Origin of the sequence: Micromonospora sp. NPDC007271, from assembly GCF_040634005.1 — a bacterium.
Lineage (GTDB): Bacteria > Actinomycetota > Actinomycetes > Mycobacteriales > Micromonosporaceae > Micromonospora.
This window is the reverse complement of sequence record NZ_JBEYER010000014.1, coordinates 72,319-88,546: the sequence shown is the minus strand read 5'-3', so window position 1 is coordinate 88,546 and position 16,228 is coordinate 72,319. Positions and strand designations below refer to the sequence as shown.

Sequence of the window (16,228 nt, the reverse complement as noted above, 5' to 3'; positions counted from 1 at the left end):
GTGGTGGCCTGGGGCCACCACCCCGCAGCCGGGATCTGGAGGAGGTCAGTTCACTTGGTGTCGGTCGCGGTGAGGGTGAACGGGACCGCGGCGCCCAGCCACAGTTGGGTGAGGACATATCGGGTGCCGCTGGGGATGGTGCCGGACTCGTCGGCGGCCGAGGAGGCCGCTGCGCCGAGCAGGCTGCACGATTCGTCGTAGAAGTAGAGGTCGAAGTCGTACGGGGCAACGCTGTCGCTGCTCACCTGCACCTCGTGGGCGCCGTCACCGAAGCTGTCCGGCAACTGGGTGACCCAACCGTCGGCGCCCTGAGCCGGTGCCGCCGGGACCACGCAGGCCGTCTTGAAGGCGGTGGCGGTGACGCCGGTGGCATCGTCAACGGTTCCGGTGGACGGGTTGCCCGTGACGATCACCCCGGTCTCGGTCACCGGGGCGTCCGGCGGCGACGGCGGCAGCGGCTCCACCCCGGTGGCGGTCTGGGAGAAGACCTGCAGTTCGGCGGTCTGCACGTCCGTCTTGGTCTCGCCCAGCGCGCGGTCGGTCCAGAACCGCACGTACTGCGCCTGCACCGGCTGCGGCAGGGTGAACTGCTTGTAGTGCAGGTCAGGGGCGGTCGGCCGAGGCGGCTGGTAGCTGAAGGCGTCCGCCTTGGTCAGGGCGGTCTGCCAGTTCACGCCGTCGGTGGAGGTCTGCAGGGTGAACCCCCGCAGTCCCTCGAATCGGGCCGTGGCGAAGGCGCTGACCTGGATCGACGAGATCTGCGCCGGGGCGGCCAGTTTGACCACCGCGTTCCCGGTTCCCGGGGAGGTCTTCCAGGTGCTGGCCTCGGTGTCGTCGATCAGGCGGGCGGCGCCGGTGGTGGTGGCGGACACGATGGTGGCGCCGTTGGCGGCGGAGGCCAGGTTGGGGGTCAGGGCGAACCGCAGTGCCGAGGTCCTGCCGGCGCTGACCTTGACGCTCGGGAAGGTCCGGGCGCCGAAGCCGTCGGCCGCGATGGTCACCGGATAGGTGCCAGCGGTGATCGGCGCGGAGAAGCCGCCGTCTGCGGACGAGGTTCGCAGCGGCGTGACCCTGGCCTCGAAGACGCCGAACATGATCCGGGCACCGGGGATGGGCTTGCCGGTGGCGGCGTTGACGACGGTGCCGGTCAGGGTGCCGTTGCGGGCCGGGTTCACGTGCTCGTAGGAGGGGATGGGGTCGGTGTCGTCGCCGCCGTCGCTGACGGCGTGCAGGCCGAGGCCCCGCTTGGCGAACGCGCCGAAGACGACGTCCACGAGCGCCGCGTAGTCGGAGCGGCTGTGGTAGCGGTTGTCCAGGGCGGTACGGATGGCGTCGCGCATATCGATGAATGACGGGTCCGCCGGGGACAGCGGCATCGCGTCGGTGATCAGCCGTGCGGCCATCTCACCGCCGGCGGTGTCGCCGTAGCGGTCGGCGAGGGCCTTGCGCATGTCCCACAGGACGGTGGTCCAGATCTCTCCGTCAGAGTGGACCTCGGGGCCGCCGAGGTCGTAGCCGATGTCGCCGTAGCCGGTGGGGTTCTGGTCGTAGCTCCAGTTGCGGATGCCGCGTGCGGTGTTGCCGGTGACGTGCTGGCCGACCACGGCGGTGGTGGCGAGCTTGTTGGCGTAGAGGTAGTTCAGCGCGTACCAGTCGCCCCAGCCCTCGCCCATGGATCCGGACTGGTGGGTGTTGAGCGCATTGTCCTCGCCGCTGACGTACCGGTTGGACAGCCCGTGCGCGTACTCGTGTTCGATGACCGAGGCGTCGAAGTTGCCGTCGGAGTACGGCCCTTCGAAGCTGTCGTTGATCGGTTCCCACAGGAACATGCCGCTCCAGGCGGGGATCCCGTCGGGCAGGGTGAGCATGTAGGCGTTGTCCCGGCCGGTGTAGGTCGGCGCACCGCCGGTGGCCGCACCGGCATGGACCAGCCCCAGCACCGGATCGCCGCCCTGCCCGCCGTTCCCGCCGTTGTTGACCTGGAAGTTGCCTGCGGACTCGGTGAACCCCAGCGCCCGGAACTCGTCGTGGATGCGGTTGTGGTGCCAGAACAGGTTCGTCGCCGCCGGGTTGAGATCCAGGGCGTAGGACGGCGGCACGGACTGACCGTTGCTGCGGGCCCAGTTCGCGGCGTACGCGTAGTTGAACTGCCCGGTGAGGCTCACCGGCCGCGGCCCCTGATCGGCGGGGACCAGGAAGTTCGAGTAGTTGGCGTACGTGTTGGCGTTGTTACCCGCCGTCGTCGGGCCCGCCAGACCCACCAGCCCGGTCGGGTCGACGTAACCCGAGGGGGACTGGGCGGTCGGCCCGAACGACTTGACCACCGGGGCGCCGCCGGCCGGGGCTCCGGGGTAGTTCTCGTAGACGGTGCCTTCGGCGTCGTGCGCCACCAGAGACGCCTGGTACAACGTTTCCCCGGTCGCCGCGTCGACGACGGTGTCCCAGGCCGCGTCAAGGGCCTTGATGAAGAGCACCCGGTAGGCGGGCCGGGCACCGCCCCGGGTCGGGAAAGCCGCCTTCTGCACGTAGGATTCGCCAGCGAACGGCCCCTTGGCGAACACCTGGAAACCGGCACGGTCACCGGCCGGCAGAGCGGTGAAGGCCACCCCAGGTGCGAGCTTGCCGGCCACGCCCTCCAGCGCCTTTGCCGCGGAGAGTTCGTGCGTGCCCAGCAGGCCGCCGCTACGAGCGGAGTTGCCGGCGTAGGAGAGAACCTTGCCATCGCTGGTCACGGCCACGCCGAGGCGGCCACCACGCACCGCCGGCAGGCCCGCGTACGTCTGCGCGAAGTTCACCACGTGCGTGCCGGTACCGACGAGTTCGTGGTTCCGCACCACCGCCAGCGACGCGACGTCCGCCGCGGTGAGGCCGAAGGCGTCACGGTTCGCGTCGATGAACGACCGGGCCACCGAAACGGGATCTCCCGAACGAGGCCCGGTGAGCCAGCCGCCGTCCTTGCGGATCGTCCGAGGCGTACCGAACCGCCCGTCCCAGCTGACCCGCGTACCGGCACCAGCGGCCGTGACCAACTCGCGCGCCGCGCTGAGCTGCCCGTCCGTGGGCCGCACGGACTGCCCGGTACGCCGGACATCAAGCCTGTCGATGGCCGGCGAGCCGATGTCGACGACGGCCGAGGCGGCCGAGGGACTGAGTGTGAGAACCAAGGCGACTGCCGCCCCGAGCGCGAGCGGTCGACGAATACCCATCGGGACTCCTTTGCGGGTTCTTCCTGCCTGCGCCCGTGCCGGTGCTGGCTGCTGTCGCTCTTGACATCGACGGGGACGGCTCGAGCGCAACAGGGACAGACACTGGCGCCGGCACCAACCGCCACTGTCACCAGAATCGTCCCTTCATCGCCGGTTGCTCTGCGTAGGGTCAGGACGACAGTCCGCGGTACGTCTGCCAACGGGGTGATCATGCTGGGAAGGGACAGCGCCCGAGAAGTCACGCCACCAACTGCTGATCCGGACGTGCCACCTGGAGACGGCGGCGAACGCCATCCTGTACCGGCGCGACGGGTGAGCGCGCCACGCAGTTGGGGCTACCCCCTGGTCCTCACGGGCGTGCCGGCGGCGATGCTGGCGGTCTTCGCGTTGGTGGAATCGCTCGACGTACCCCTGCTGACGGATCCGTCCCCGCTGCTAGGCACGGCGGGGCCGGCCGCAGCTGTGGCCTCGGTGGCCCTGCTGCTGGTGGACGTGGCGATGCCTGTGCCCTCGAGCCTGATCATGGTGGCTAACGGAACGATGTTCGGCGTGCTTCCCGGAGCATTGCTGTCCATGATCGGCGGACTCGGGGCCACGCTCATCGCCTTTGGCATCGGCAGACGCGGCCGTGGCATGCTGACCCGGATCACCACAGCCGGACAGCGCGCCCGCGCTGAGGCATTGCTCGAACGCTACGGGCTCCTCGCGGTGCTGCTCACCCGGCCGGTACCGGTACTTGCCGAGACCGTCGCCATGCTTGCCGGCACGTCCAACCTCGGCTGGGGCCGCGTCACGCTCGCCGGGGCCGCAGGAGCCCTCCCGGCCTCGCTCTTGTTCGCCGTCGCTGGCGCTGCCGGGCAGGGAGGCGGGCACAACCTGGTCCTCGGCGGGCTGCTCGGCCTCGCGGCGGCGCCGCTCTGCGCTCGCCTGCTGCGCGCCCACGGCATGCGCGGCCGCCGTAGTGACACGGCAGCAGGTGATGAGCGCCGATGACCCCGGGCGGGCAGCCCGGGACAGGGGCCACAGTCCTGTCGACCACCCACCAGGGGTCGACGACGTAGGGCGCTGGACGCGGGAACCCTCCGCCCTCAGGCGGCAGAGGATGTCAAAGGTCGGCGTGGTAGAGGATGGCCTTCGGCGCCATTTCCAGCAGGTACTCCTGCAGCAGCAGCTGGTCCGTGGTCTTCTCGCGGATCAACGGGAACGTGATGGCGATCGCGTCGCGCAGGCCCACGGCGAGGGCCAACTGCTCCGTGACGGCGAACGCGCCGATCGCGTCCTGGTTGGCCAGGAGCAGTTCACGAAGCTTGCGGTAGCCCCGGCCGCGGGCGCCACCGACGAGACCCTGGGCGGCGCCGGCGAGGGCCCGCCCGGCCGCGGTCACCCGTCCCATCGTGGTACCGCCCGGTCTTTGGCCCCCGGGCCCACCGAACGCGGCGAGCAGATCGGGGATGCAGTCGTGGTGGCGTTGTGCCTGGGCGCGCATGTCGGTCAGGTACCGGCGGATGTGTGGCTCGCCGATCTCCCCGATCGCGCTGTCGAGCAGCGCGCAGAACGCGGACTGGCTGGCCTCGGTCAGGGTGAGCCAGTGGCGTGCGCGGTCGAGGTGTGTGCCCCAGGTCTGCTGGTCGATGTCGATGAGCACGATGCTGTCGGTGGTCATCGGACCGCCTCCCGCGTGATTCGCCACAGGACGCCGGTGCGGGCCACCGACATCATGTAGCCCTCGGTGATCAGGGACACGCCGAAGTCCAGCAGGTAGAGGCTGCGACCGTCGGGGCTGAATTTGCAGGCCACCGGCCTTTCGATGCCGCCACTGCCCTGGCTGGAGGCGGGCCCGGGCTTGTCGTTGGTGACGAAGTCCTCCGCGGTGCCCGCCTGCACGTCGACGGCGATGACCTTGAACCCGTGGTCGAGGTCCTCCGGGTTCGGAGAGTTCAGCGGCGCGAGGGTTCCCCATTCGCAGGCGAACAGTTTCCCGGCGTAGCCGAACGTGCTGGAGGTGCAGAAGTCGATGCCGGTCATGCAGGAGTGGGGTTTCTCCAGGAACGCCGCGGGGCCGGCCCACGCTGGCGGATTCTCGATCAGCGGCTCGGCCGCCTTGCCCTTGCTGGGCAGGTGGTCCGGATGCCAGGCGGGCAGGCCGTCCGCGCAGATCTCCGGGAAGCCGTACCAGTCGGGGGTGGTGACGCTGCCGTGGGGGGTGCGGGCGTTCCGGATGCACCAGATGCGGTCCGGGTCGTTGGCCACGGCCCGTTCGCCCTTCTCCTCCAGGTCGTTGTCGGAGACGTAGAGGTCCCCGTCCGGCGAGAAGGCCATCCCGTACGGGTTGCGCACCCCCCAGGCCAGTAGTTCGATGTCGCTGCCGTCCGGCCGGGCCCGCCAGATGCCGGAACTGCACATCAGCTCACCCCGCACCACCTCGGCGGACTCCGCCGGCACGCCGAACGGTTTGAACGGTCCGGTCCGGGTCAGGAACGGGTACGGCGCCAGCGGATCGCGGCTCCACACGTTGTTCCCGGTCAACACCACATCCTGTCCCGGCACGTCGTGGGCGCGCGGGTGCTTGGCGAGATCGACCGTGAAGCCCTGCGGCAGGACGACCCCGTTCTGCGACACCGAGCCCTGACCGAAGTACATCAGCCCGTCGGGGCCGAACACCGGTCCGCCCGGCTCGTGCCATCCGCCATCGGGCAGGCCGTCGACGATGACCCGCCGTTCGCCGCTGTCGAGGTCGTACCGGACTATCCGGCTGGTGTAGCCGCCCTTGTCCGACACGTACAGGGCACCGTCGTGCCAGGCGACTCCGCGCGGGCCGCCGAGGGTCTCCTCGCCGATCTCGTCGACCTCGCCATCGGGTCGCAGGCGCAGGATCCGCGCCGGTAGGTAGGGGCGCGTTGGCCAGGTGCTGCCCCCCTCCAGGACGAACACGGTGTCGTCGTCGGTCACGTCCAGCCCCGTGGGGAAGGAGAGTCCACACATCACCACCTCGACCCGGAATCCCGGCGGCACCCGGACATCCGCCGGATCCACCCGGGGCCGGGCGGGTGTCACCAGCCGATCCAGCACGTCGCGGGGAGCCGGCGTCGCCGTAACCGTCATCAACATCTCCAGTCGGAATCAATGCCATGCAGGTCCGCCCGCGGTGGGATGAAGAGCCTCAGCTCACCAGCGCCTGAGGGGAGAGCTCCTTGAGCTTGGCGTTGGCCCATCGGGCCTGGCGCAGCGTCTCGGGGTGACAGCGTTGGGCCAGGGCGAGCAGTTGCCGGTCCTTGGCCGCCTGGGCCGCCTGTCCGAGCAGTTCCCAGTCGAGGGAGACCCCGGAGGCGTCGCGGTAGAGCTTTCGCAGCTCGATCAGGAGGAGCAGCGCGGGCTCAGGGCGCCGCCTCAGCAACTTGGCCGTCTTCTGCTGCACCGTGGCGAGCAGGCCGGGCTTACCGTCCACGTCTCGGTCGAGGTTGAGGTCGTAGCGGCGGCCGGTCTCGGCGAGCTGTGTCACGTGCTCCTGCGACCAGCGGGACAGGTCCCGGGCCAGATGGTAGATCTCGTGGTCGCTGGCGTACCGGTCCGACATCCCCATCAGGTCGTGGCCGAGGTCGCTCTCCGACCGGTGCAGTTCTCGGATGACCATCCGTAGTTTGTTCATCGGGACACCCGGCTCACCGTCGTCGCGGTCCGCTCGTCCGCCAGGGCGGCGTCGCCGCCGACGGTCGCCGGCACGTGATCGCCAACGACCGGACGGGAGCCCGTGGTGGTGGGCGCCGACGCGGGAGCGCCGGTACCGCGTCGGACCAGCGCCGCCGCCGCGACGGCGGTCTTGAACAGGGGCTGCTTCGATACCGGGTCCCAGTCCGTGATCGTCAGCTCGTTGGCGGCTCGGCCCTGGCCCTTGCGCGGTCGGGAGCCACCGGCGGTGTCCCAGTAGCCGTAGTGGAAGGGCAGGAACAGCACTCCGGGGCGGATGCCGCTGATGCGCAGCTGGGCCTGGACTGCCCCGCGTGGGGTGGTGATCTCCAGCAGGTCTCCCTCGCCCAGACCCCGATCGGCGGCGTCGCCGGCCGACATCTCGACCCACACCTGCGGTGCCGCAGCCTGCAGTTGGGGAGCGCGCGCGGTTTTGGTGCGGGTGTGGAAGTGGTAGAGCGTCCGGCCGGTGATCAGCTGGAACGGGTACTCGGGACTCGGCAGCTCGTGCGGCGGCAGATACTCGGCTGCCTTGAGGATCGCCTTGCCGTACGGGTTCATCGCCCGGTATTCGGTGGACTCCAGCGGTGCACCGGTCACCAGGTCGCGCCCGTAGCTCTCGCAGTAGTCCGGATCGCCGAAGAAGCGGCCGTCGGCGTAGAGCCGCTCGGTGCCGTTCGGCTGCGCCTCGGTGCAGGGCCACTGGATCCCGCTGCCGTTCCGCAGCTTCGCGTAGCTCAGTCCCGAGTAGTCGCACGGCCGGCCGGCCGAGCACCTCTTCCAGGCCTCGAACGCCGACTCCGGGTCGCTCCACGTGACCAACGGCGCACCGTCGGCGTCGCGCAGCTCGAGCCGCCGCGCGTAGTCGAGGAGAATGTCCAGGTCGGGCCGGGCCTCCCCGGGGGGATCCACCGCCTTCTCCGACAGGTGCACCGTGCGGTCGGCGTTGGTAAAGGTCCCGGTCTTCTCACCCCAGGTAGCGGCGGGCAGCACGACGTCGGCGAGCTGAGCGGTCTCGGACAGGAAGATGTCCTGCACCACGAGAAAGAGTCGCTTCTGGGTGAGGACCGAGCGGATGCGGGCCAACTCCGGTAGCGAGACCGCCGGGTTGGTGCAGGTCACCCAGAGGAAGCGCAGCGAACCCTCCTCCGCGAAGCGCATCATCTGCATGATGTGGCTCGCCGGCGCGTAATGCGGGATGCGGATCGGGTCGACGTTCCACACCCGGGCCAGGTCCTGCACGTGCTGCTTGTTCTCCCAGTTGCGGAATCCGGGCAGGTCGCCGGCGGCCCCGCATTCGCGGGTGTTCTCCGCAGTGGGCTGCCCGTTCATCTGCAACACGCCGCAGCCCGGCCGACCCAGCATGCCGCGGACGATGTGGATGTTGTTCACCTGGACAGCTGCGGCGGTGGCCTGATGCGACTGGTAGAAGCCCTGCAGCACGGTGGAGACCAGGCGCTTCGCGGTGCCGAGCAACTGGGCGGCGCGCCGGATCTCCTCCACTGCGACGTCGCACACGCTGGCGGCCCGCTCCGGCGGGTACTCGCTGACCCGCTGCTGGAGTTCGTCGAAGCCCACCGCGTGCGCCGCGACGTACTCCCGATCCACCCAGCCGTGCTTGATGATCTCATGCAGGAGCGCGTTCATCAGCATCACGTTGGTGCCCGGTCGGGGCGCCAGGTGCACGGTCGCCGCCCGCGCCACCGGCGTCTGACGGGGGTCGACGGCGATGATCGCCGGTGGGTTCGGGCCGGCCAAGCGGTCCAGCACCCTCGCCCAGAGCACGACCTGGGTCTCCGCCATGTTGTGCCCGTACAGGGCGATCACGTCGGCGTGGTCGATGTCGGCGTACGATCCCGGCTGGCCGTCGCAGCCGAACGACTCCTTCAACGCCTCGGCAGCGGTCGCCGTACAGAGCCGGGTGTTGCCGTCGATGTGGTTGGTGCCGATTCCAGCGTGCGCGATCAGGGCGAGGGTGTAGTACTCCTCGAGGAACAGCTGGCCGGTGGTGTAGAAGCCGATGGCGCTGGGCCCCCGTTCGGCGAGGAGTTCGCGGGTCCGCTCGACCACGAGGCCCATGGCGGTGTCCCAGTCGGTCTCCCGGAGCTTCCCGCGCTTGCGCACCAGCGGCCGGCGCAGCCGGTCCGGCGAACCGTTGGCCTGCCAGCCGAAGAGGTCCTTGGGGTCCAGTCGCCCGTGGTTCACCCGGTCGCCGGCTCTGCCCCGCACCCCCACGATTCGGCCGTCGGAGACCGCGATGTCCATGGCGTCGCCGTTGGAATGCAGCAGGCTGGCCGACTGCACCCACCGGTCGACCTGGTCGGGGTCGATCCCGTCGGACAGATAGGTGTCCACCCGGACCGGCCAGGCTTCGCCCGGGCCGTACGGGGTCCGCTCGCCCCACGGTTGCGCGATGCGGTCGACTGCCGCCATGAGGCCACCCGTTCCTTCGTATTGGCGGTGTTTCGTCAGGAAATGTAGCCGTACCGCTGTGAGGGTTGGGGCGTTACGGACGTTTTACTCCCTTTCGCGACGCTTCTGTGCCTATCTCCGGTTTGATCTTCCACGGCTGTCGCCACCCCGCTGGCCGAGTGGGTCGAGGCGCTCGCCCGCAGTGGAGTTCCGCCCGGCTCGCCGCCTCGGCCCACCATGCCCTCGGCCGCCGCCGAGAAGAAGATCCGGCCCCTGCCGGACGGAGGGACGCGGGCTGAGGTAGCCGAAGCGATCTCGGATCCCGGCCGCCCCTACTCCGCGCGTCTCCTGGCGTGCCGGTACGGGTGGGGGTGTGGCATCGGCTGGACGGGCCGTGAGCCGGGTCTGGCGCTCCGTCGTGGCCGCGACGAGGCGGCATAACGCCACACGGGGCGTCCGGCTGCATGACGAAGCCGCCCTGGAGGGCTGCGGGTCGGTCCTGGCGGGCTTGCTCGGATCAACTGACTATGGTTGGTGGCATGATTCTTCGCCACGTGACCATCGACTGCGCCGAGCCGTACGAGCTGGCGAAGTTCTGGAGCGAGGTGACCGGGTGGCCGGTGTCCGATGTGGATGCGCCGGGTGACGACGAGGTGCTCGTCGAGGCACCCTCGCCCGTACCTGGCCTCCTGTTCATCCGGGTTCCTGAGGGTAAGACGGTGAAGAACCGGATTCACTTCGACTGGATGCCGACCGAGCGGACCCGCGACGAAGAGGTGGAGCGCATCATCGCCCTCGGCGCGAAGGTGTACGAGGATCACCGCACCGCTGATGGGCGCGGCTGGGTCACGTTGTCCGACCCTGAGGGCAACGAATTCTGCGTTGAGCGCGGTGAGGCCGAGCGCGGTAGCTGACTGCCCTTCGCCGCCAACTGGTTCGGGGTCGGGTCCTGGCGGTGGGGCCGTTGAGGTAGCGGCCGCAGGATCGCGAAGCCCCGCCTGCTGGCTGAGCCGGCGTAGCGCAGTCGGCACAGCGGCAGTGCCGCAGCCAGCCAGCCGGCCCTCGACGTAGGCGAAGATGCCGTGGTAACGAACGGGTACGGCGGCCAGGGCCGGCCAGTGAGCACGCCTCGCGCGGTCCGTCGTCGTGCGTCCAGCGCCCGGCCTGCCCGGCCGTCCTGGTAGCGACCCTGACAACACCCGTCACGCACGCTTTCGTCGGGGCGGTGGTGCAGGTCGAAGAACATTCCTCGATGCGGTCGAGGACGTCCACCGTGACCACGACGTAGCCGTGACCGCCCTCGCGCAGGACCTTCACCACCTCGTTGACCTGCGCTCTGCCATCCGAACGCACCAGGTGGCACCAATATGACGCCCACCGTGAGCCAAGATGACTTGCCGGCGTGCCACGAGCGTGCCAAGATGGCACCATGGACCTGACCACGTATGTGAGCAACCTCGGACGTGAGTTCGCCACGCTTGCCGAAGCTGGCGGTGAGGAGGCGCGTGCGCTGGTCGAGCGCCTGACCGGGCCGCTCGAGTCGGCGATCCGGATGACGCTGCTGGACGCGCTGTCGGCCGCCGCCGACGAGATCACCCGCGAGCTGGCTCCGGGTTCGGTGGAGCTGCGCCTACGCGGCCGCGATCCGAACTTCGTCGTGACTCCGCCGCCCGCCGAGCCGCTTGAGGTCGCGGCCGGGGACGCTGCGGCGACGATCGTCGGCGCGCCGGACAGCGATCTGCTGTTCGCCGAGGACGGCCCCGCCGCGCGGATCAACGTACGCATGCCCGAGCAGCTCAAGGCCGCGATCGAGGAGGCCGCGGCCAAGGAGGGGCGCTCGGTCAACGCCTGGCTGGTCCGGGCGGCCGCCGCCGGCCTGCAGCGGTCCGATCGCGATCAGCGTCCCGAGCCACGCGGTAGCACGAAACGGACCAAGCAGGGCTTCACCGGCTGGGTGCGCTAGCCGCACCGCACGCTGTTCTCCCACCGTGTCCCCGACCTGCGGGGATGAATCACCTACCCAACCCATGATGCGGGGACAACCATGCCAAAGTACGAGACGCCCGAACCGATTTCCGTCACCCTCGAACTCGGCGTCGGCTACGTGTCGATCGCCGCGAGCGACCGCACCGACACCGTCGTCGAGGTCCGCCCGAGCGACGAGGCCGACGAGTCCGACGTGCAGGCCGCTGCGCAGGTCCGTGTCGACTACACCAACGGCATGCTTCAGGTCACCGGCCCGAAGCGCGTTTTCGACTTCTCCCGCAAGACCAGGTCGGTCGACGTGTCCATCGAACTCCCCAGCGGTTCCCAGCTCTCCGCTCACCTGCAGATGGGCGACGTGCGCTGTGTCGGCCGGCTCGGGGAGTGCCGGCTCAAGACCACCGGCAACGTCCGGCTCGAACGAACCGGCCCGCTGCACCTGCACACGGGGTTCGGTCACATCACAGCTGACCGCATCACGGGCGACGCCGAGATCTCCACCGGCTCCGGCAAGATCCAGATCGGCGAGGTCGACGGCGCTGTGGTGGTCAAGAACTCCAACGGCGACACCACGATCGACGCGGTCGCCGGCGATGTGCGGGTGCGCAACGCCAACGGCGCCATCGACGTCCAGCGGGCCGGCGCCGGCGTCGACGCGAAAACCTCCAACGGCAGCATCCGCCTCGGCGAGGTGGTCCGGGGCTCGGTCGTCCTGGGCACCGCCGCGGGCGACCTGGACATCGGCATCGCCGAGGGCACCGCCGCCTGGCTCGAGGTCAACACCGGGTACGGGCACGTACGCAACCTGCTGGAGAACGCCACCCGGCCCGACGAGACCGACCAGACCGTCGAGGTGCGCGGGCGCACCTCCTACGGCGACATCACCATCCACCGCTCCTGATCCACGTCCGGCCCTGGAGAAAGGGAAACCATGGACATCCAGCAATCCCGGCCGGCGATCGCCGCGACCGGGCTACGGAAGTCGTTCGGCGACCACGTCGTGCTCGACGGTCTCGATCTGCACGTGCCACGGGGAACGGTCTTCTCGCTGCTCGGCGCGAACGGCGCCGGGAAGACCACCGCGGTCAAGATTCTGTCCACTTTGCTCAGCGCCGACGCCGGTGACGTGACGGTCGCCGGGCACGACCTCGCCCGCGAGCCGGACGCGGTGCGCGCCGCGATCGGCGTCACCGGTCAGTTCTCCGCGGTCGACAAGCTGCTCACCGGCGAGGAGAACCTGCGGCTGATGGCGGATCTGCACCACCTCGCCCGGGGCGAAGGCCGGCGGCGCGCCGCCCAGCTGCTCGAACAGTTCGACCTGACCGAGGCGGCCAGGAAGCCGGCCTCGACCTACTCCGGGGGCATGCTGCGGCGACTCGACCTGGCGATGACCCTGGTCGGCAGCCCGCAAGTGATCTTCCTCGACGAGCCGACCACCGGACTGGACCCGCGCAGCCGCCGGGGCATGTGGCAGATCGTCCGCGACCTGGTGGCCGGTGGGGTCACCATCTTCCTCACCACGCAGTACCTGGAGGAGGCCGACGAACTGGCCGACCGGATCGCGGTCCTCGACCACGGTCGGGTGGTCGCCGAGGGAACCGCGGAGGAACTGAAGCGCCGCATCCCCGGTGGACACGTCCGCCTACGGTTCGCCGACCAGCAGGGCCTCGACGCGGCCGTGCGCGTGCTGGGTCAGGCCTCGCGCGACAACGACGCGCTCGCCCTGCGGGTGCCCAGCGACGGCAGCCTGCGCTCGCTGAAGACCCTGATCGGACAGCTCGACGACCGGGCCATCGAGGTCGACGAGCTGTCCGTGCACACCCCCGATCTCGACGACGTCTTCCTCGCCCTCACCGGCAACCCCACCAACGAGAAGGTGACGGCTCGATGAGCACCCCCACCCTCACCGGCCCGGCTCCGGCAAGCCTCAGGTTCCATCCGCTCCGCGACTCGGCGACGATGCTGCGCCGCAACCTCAAGCGCATGCTGCGGTACCCGTCGATGACCGTGACCCTCGTCGGGATGCCCGTCGTCTTCCTGCTGCTGTTCGTCTACGTGCTCGGCGGCACGCTGGGCGCCGGGCTCGGCGGGCCGGTACCCGGCGACGCGGCAGACGGGCGCGCCGCGTACGCCAACTACGTGGCGCCCGCGATCATCCTGATGACCGTGACGGCCACGGTCCAGGGGACCGCGATCTCGATCGCCATGGACATGACCGAAGGCATCATCACCCGGTTCCGCACCATGCACATCGCCCGCGTCTCGGTGCTGACCGGACACGTCCTGGGCAGCATGATCCAGGCGGTGATCAGCCTGGCGGCCGTGATCGGCGTGGCGCTGCTGGTCGGCTTCCGGCCCACCGCCGGGCCGGGCGAGTGGCTGGCCGCGGCCGGTTTCCTGGTGGCGGTGACCTTCGCACTCGTCTGGTTGTCCGTCGCGCTCGGTCAGGCGAGCGGGACCGTCGAGACCGCGAGCAACCTGCCCATGCCGCTCATTCTGCTGCCCTTCCTCGGCAGCGGGTTCGTCCCCACCGACTCCATGCCGGCCGGTCTGCGCTGGTTCGCCGAGTACCAGCCGTTCACGCCGATCATCGAAACCCTGCGTGGCCTGCTGATGGACAAGCCGATCGGGAACAACGCGTGGACCGCGCTCGCCTGGTGCGCCGTCATCGCGCTCGGCGGCTACCTCTGGTCGAAACGACTGTTCAACCGCGAGTCCTGAGCAAGCACCACCCTCCATCGGGCTGGCCCAGATCAACGCGCGGCTGTCGGCCTACCGGGACGCCCTCGGCATGGACGTTGGCCCGGCACCACGCCGCCGGTGGCGGCACCTGGAACCGCTACCTCGGAGGCCGTAACGCCGAACCGTAACTCACCTGCTCATGACGACTTCGATCGCTTACTGTCACGACGTGCCTGCGCCTGAGCTGACCGCTGACGACGACCTCCACGTGATGATCCGCTGCCATGACAACCCGGGAGTGTGCGTCCGGCTGCACAGCCGTTCCTTTCCCGACGAGTACGGCATCGGTTTCGCGGTCGAGGCCCACGCAGAGGGCCTGCACGCCGAACTGCCTGGCGTTGAGGTATGGGTCTGGGACGACGCCTGGCTTCCTGACTTCATCAGTCAGCTCGCCGCCGACTACCGCGGCTGGGCCGGCGAGCGGACCTGGCAGACCAACCACCTCACCGTCCGCGCCACCTTCCACTCCCGCGGTCACGTGGCACTCAGCTGGGACCTTCAACCCTGGGTATCCCGCTCCGACGCCTGGCGAGCGTCGATCACCACCTGGCTCGAAGCCGGGGAGCAGATGAGCAATCTCGCTGCGGACCTCGGCGAGTTCCTACCCATCCCACGCCCGGCCAAGTAGCCGCCTCGGCGTCACCGCGCCGACGACCACGTCATTCTTTGAGCGCCCTTGAAAGTAAGCGAGCGTTCGCTTACTTTATCGCCATGGGAACGCCTCCAGGGCAGGAAGGTCGACGGCGGATGGGGCGTCCTCCGGCCGCCGAGTCCGGCGATACCCGTGCGGCGGTGCTGGACGCCGCGCTGGCGCTGTTCGCACGTCATGGCTTTGCCGGCACCTCGGTTCGGGCGATCGCGCGCGCCGTCGGCCTGAGCGACGCAGCGCTCTACCGACATTTCCCGAGTAAGCAAGCCATTTTCGATGAGGTGCTGCGGCAGGCGGGCGCCGGGCTACTGACCAGCACGCTGGCCGGGATCGATGCCGCACTTGCCGAGCAGGACCCGCCAGCGCTTCTGCGCGCGGTCGCCGAGGCGCTGATCCGGGCCTGGGATGAGCCACGGGCCCGGCAGATAGCCAGCGTTGTCGCGCGGGCGCTCGGCGACACCCACGTCGAAACCATCACCGCGACCATGCAGGTCCGGGACCAACTCGCCGCGCTGTTCCGTCGCTGGATCGACCAAGGGCACGTCGCCTCGGCCAAGGGCTCGCCGGACCAACTGGCCTGGGAGTTGTTCGCGCCGAGCGCGTATGTGCGGCTGCTCTACCTGCACGCCGAAGCGGACGCCGCCACCCGCCTCGCGGGTCACGAACTCGTCCGCCGTCATCTGGAGTTCTTCATCGACACCGTATTCAACGGCACTGATGACAAGGAGACTCGATGAAGGTGTTGGTCTTCGGCGCGTCGGGATCGACCGGCCGACGATTGGTCGATGCCGCTGTCGGACGCCGCCACAGTGTCACGGCGTTCGTGCGAAACCCTGCGGCGTTCCAGAATGGCCAGGGCATCGAGGTGTTCCGCGGCGACGTCGCCGACCGCCATGCCGTCGCCCGGGCAATGCCGGGCCAAGCAGCGGTGCTCTGCGTGCTCGGCGCCGCAACCCCGCTACGCCGCGATCCGACCCTCGTCGCGGGCGTGCGGCACATTACCGAGGCGATGGTCGACGCCGGCGTGCGCCGACTGGTGTACCTGTCGTTTCTTGGCGTACCCGCAGGACGCCACCAACTCAGCGCACTCGGACGGATCGTGGTAGCTCCAGTGCTGCTGCGCAAGGTCGCCGCCGACCACGCCGAGAAGGAGGAGATCATCCAGCGCAGCGGGCTGGACTGGACGATCGTTCGTCCGCCGCGCCTGACCAACGGGCCCAGGACCGGGACCTACCGGCATGGAGAGGCCATACACGCCAGCCAGATCGTGCTGCGGATCTCGCGCGCCGACATCGTGGACTTCATGCTCAGGCAACTCGATGACCTGACCTACCTGCACCGCGCGCCGGCGGTGATGCCGTAGGAGGGCCTAGATATAGCCCTCACCGGGTGCCGCTACGCCGGTGGGCGGGCGGGCGCGGGGGAGGGTGGCTGCGCGTACGAGGGCGTACCGCGTTCGTACTTGGTCAAGGGCTGGGCCTGAAAGGCCCAGCCCTTGACCGTCTCTCCGGACGGCAATCTTGACGCCTGCCGTGAACCTGTCGTCGGGGTT

At 69.6% G+C, this 16,228-nt stretch carries 14 protein-coding genes; 9 read left to right on the top strand and 5 right to left on the bottom strand.

Annotated elements, in window-relative coordinates; translation table 11 throughout:
• Positions 1 to 50: 50 nt before the first annotated feature.
• Positions 51 to 3,206 carry a M36 family metallopeptidase gene (locus tag ABZ570_RS07920; protein WP_358058578.1) on the bottom strand — a complete coding sequence of 1,052 codons (3,156 nt, stop codon included), beginning with the start codon at positions 3,204 to 3,206 and terminating at the stop codon, positions 51 to 53.
• Between the two features lie 312 nt (positions 3,207 to 3,518).
• Between ABZ570_RS07920 and ABZ570_RS07915 the strand changes: the two genes are divergently transcribed.
• The gene (locus tag ABZ570_RS07915) at positions 3,519 to 4,199 is read left to right on the top strand and encodes a VTT domain-containing protein (protein ID WP_358058575.1); all 681 of its coding nucleotides are present in this window, start codon (positions 3,519 to 3,521) and stop codon (positions 4,197 to 4,199) included.
• 112 nt (positions 4,200 to 4,311) lie between these two features.
• Here ABZ570_RS07915 and ABZ570_RS07910 read toward each other — a convergent pair whose 3' ends face one another.
• From ABZ570_RS07910 to ABZ570_RS07895, 4 genes are read right to left on the bottom strand one after another with little or no spacing between them, the layout of a single operon-like run.
• Positions 4,312 to 4,869: a hypothetical protein gene (locus ABZ570_RS07910; RefSeq protein WP_358058572.1), complete on the bottom strand. Its 558-nt coding sequence runs from the start codon at positions 4,867 to 4,869 to the stop codon at positions 4,312 to 4,314.
• A complete protein-coding gene (locus ABZ570_RS07905; protein ID WP_358058569.1) occupies positions 4,866 to 6,308 on the bottom strand; it encodes a hypothetical protein in 1,443 nt (480 codons plus the stop codon). The genes ABZ570_RS07910 and ABZ570_RS07905 overlap by 4 nt, the downstream gene beginning before the upstream one ends.
• Before the next feature lie 58 nt (positions 6,309 to 6,366).
• Positions 6,367 to 6,852 (bottom strand): hypothetical protein, encoded by a 486-nt coding sequence (locus tag ABZ570_RS07900; protein WP_358058566.1) that lies wholly within the window; start codon positions 6,850 to 6,852, stop codon positions 6,367 to 6,369.
• Positions 6,849 to 9,323 carry a nitrate reductase gene (locus ABZ570_RS07895; RefSeq protein WP_358058563.1) on the bottom strand — a complete coding sequence of 825 codons (2,475 nt, stop codon included), beginning with the start codon at positions 9,321 to 9,323 and terminating at the stop codon, positions 6,849 to 6,851. The genes ABZ570_RS07900 and ABZ570_RS07895 overlap by 4 nt, the downstream gene beginning before the upstream one ends.
• 518 nt (positions 9,324 to 9,841) lie before the next feature.
• On the opposite strand from ABZ570_RS07895, the gene ABZ570_RS07890 reads away from it, so the two are divergent.
• The 8 genes from ABZ570_RS07890 to ABZ570_RS07855 all read left to right on the top strand — a co-directional run bounded on the left by ABZ570_RS07890 (position 9,842) and on the right by ABZ570_RS07855 (position 16,039).
• Positions 9,842 to 10,216, top strand: coding sequence for a VOC family protein (locus tag ABZ570_RS07890; RefSeq protein ID WP_358058584.1), 375 nt, complete (start codon positions 9,842 to 9,844; stop codon positions 10,214 to 10,216).
• Positions 10,217 to 10,731: 515 nt separating this feature from the next.
• The gene (locus ABZ570_RS07885; RefSeq protein WP_358058560.1) at positions 10,732 to 11,265 is read left to right on the top strand and encodes a ribbon-helix-helix protein, CopG family; all 534 of its coding nucleotides are present in this window, start codon (positions 10,732 to 10,734) and stop codon (positions 11,263 to 11,265) included.
• 81 nt (positions 11,266 to 11,346) lie between these two features.
• On the top strand, positions 11,347 to 12,186 hold the full coding sequence (locus ABZ570_RS07880; protein ID WP_358058557.1) for a DUF4097 family beta strand repeat-containing protein: 840 nt from the start codon (positions 11,347 to 11,349) through the stop codon (positions 12,184 to 12,186).
• Positions 12,187 to 12,216: 30 nt separating this feature from the next.
• Positions 12,217 to 13,176, top strand: a complete 960-nt coding sequence (locus tag ABZ570_RS07875) for an ATP-binding cassette domain-containing protein (RefSeq protein ID WP_358058554.1) — start codon at positions 12,217 to 12,219, stop codon at positions 13,174 to 13,176.
• Positions 13,173 to 14,006 carry an ABC transporter permease gene (locus ABZ570_RS07870; protein WP_358058551.1) on the top strand — a complete coding sequence of 278 codons (834 nt, stop codon included), beginning with the start codon at positions 13,173 to 13,175 and terminating at the stop codon, positions 14,004 to 14,006. Before ABZ570_RS07875 ends, ABZ570_RS07870 begins: the two co-directional genes overlap by 4 nt.
• Positions 14,007 to 14,238: 232 nt before the next feature.
• Positions 14,239 to 14,655: a DUF6228 family protein gene (locus ABZ570_RS07865; RefSeq protein WP_358058581.1), complete on the top strand. Its 417-nt coding sequence runs from the start codon at positions 14,239 to 14,241 to the stop codon at positions 14,653 to 14,655.
• Positions 14,656 to 14,774: 119 nt separating this feature from the next.
• The gene (locus ABZ570_RS07860; RefSeq protein ID WP_358058548.1) at positions 14,775 to 15,413 is read left to right on the top strand and encodes a helix-turn-helix domain-containing protein; all 639 of its coding nucleotides are present in this window, start codon (positions 14,775 to 14,777) and stop codon (positions 15,411 to 15,413) included.
• Complete coding sequence (locus ABZ570_RS07855) at positions 15,410 to 16,039, top strand: NAD(P)H-binding protein (protein ID WP_358058545.1); 630 nt, start codon at positions 15,410 to 15,412, stop codon at positions 16,037 to 16,039. Before ABZ570_RS07860 ends, ABZ570_RS07855 begins: the two co-directional genes overlap by 4 nt.
• Positions 16,040 to 16,228 lie beyond the last annotated feature (189 nt).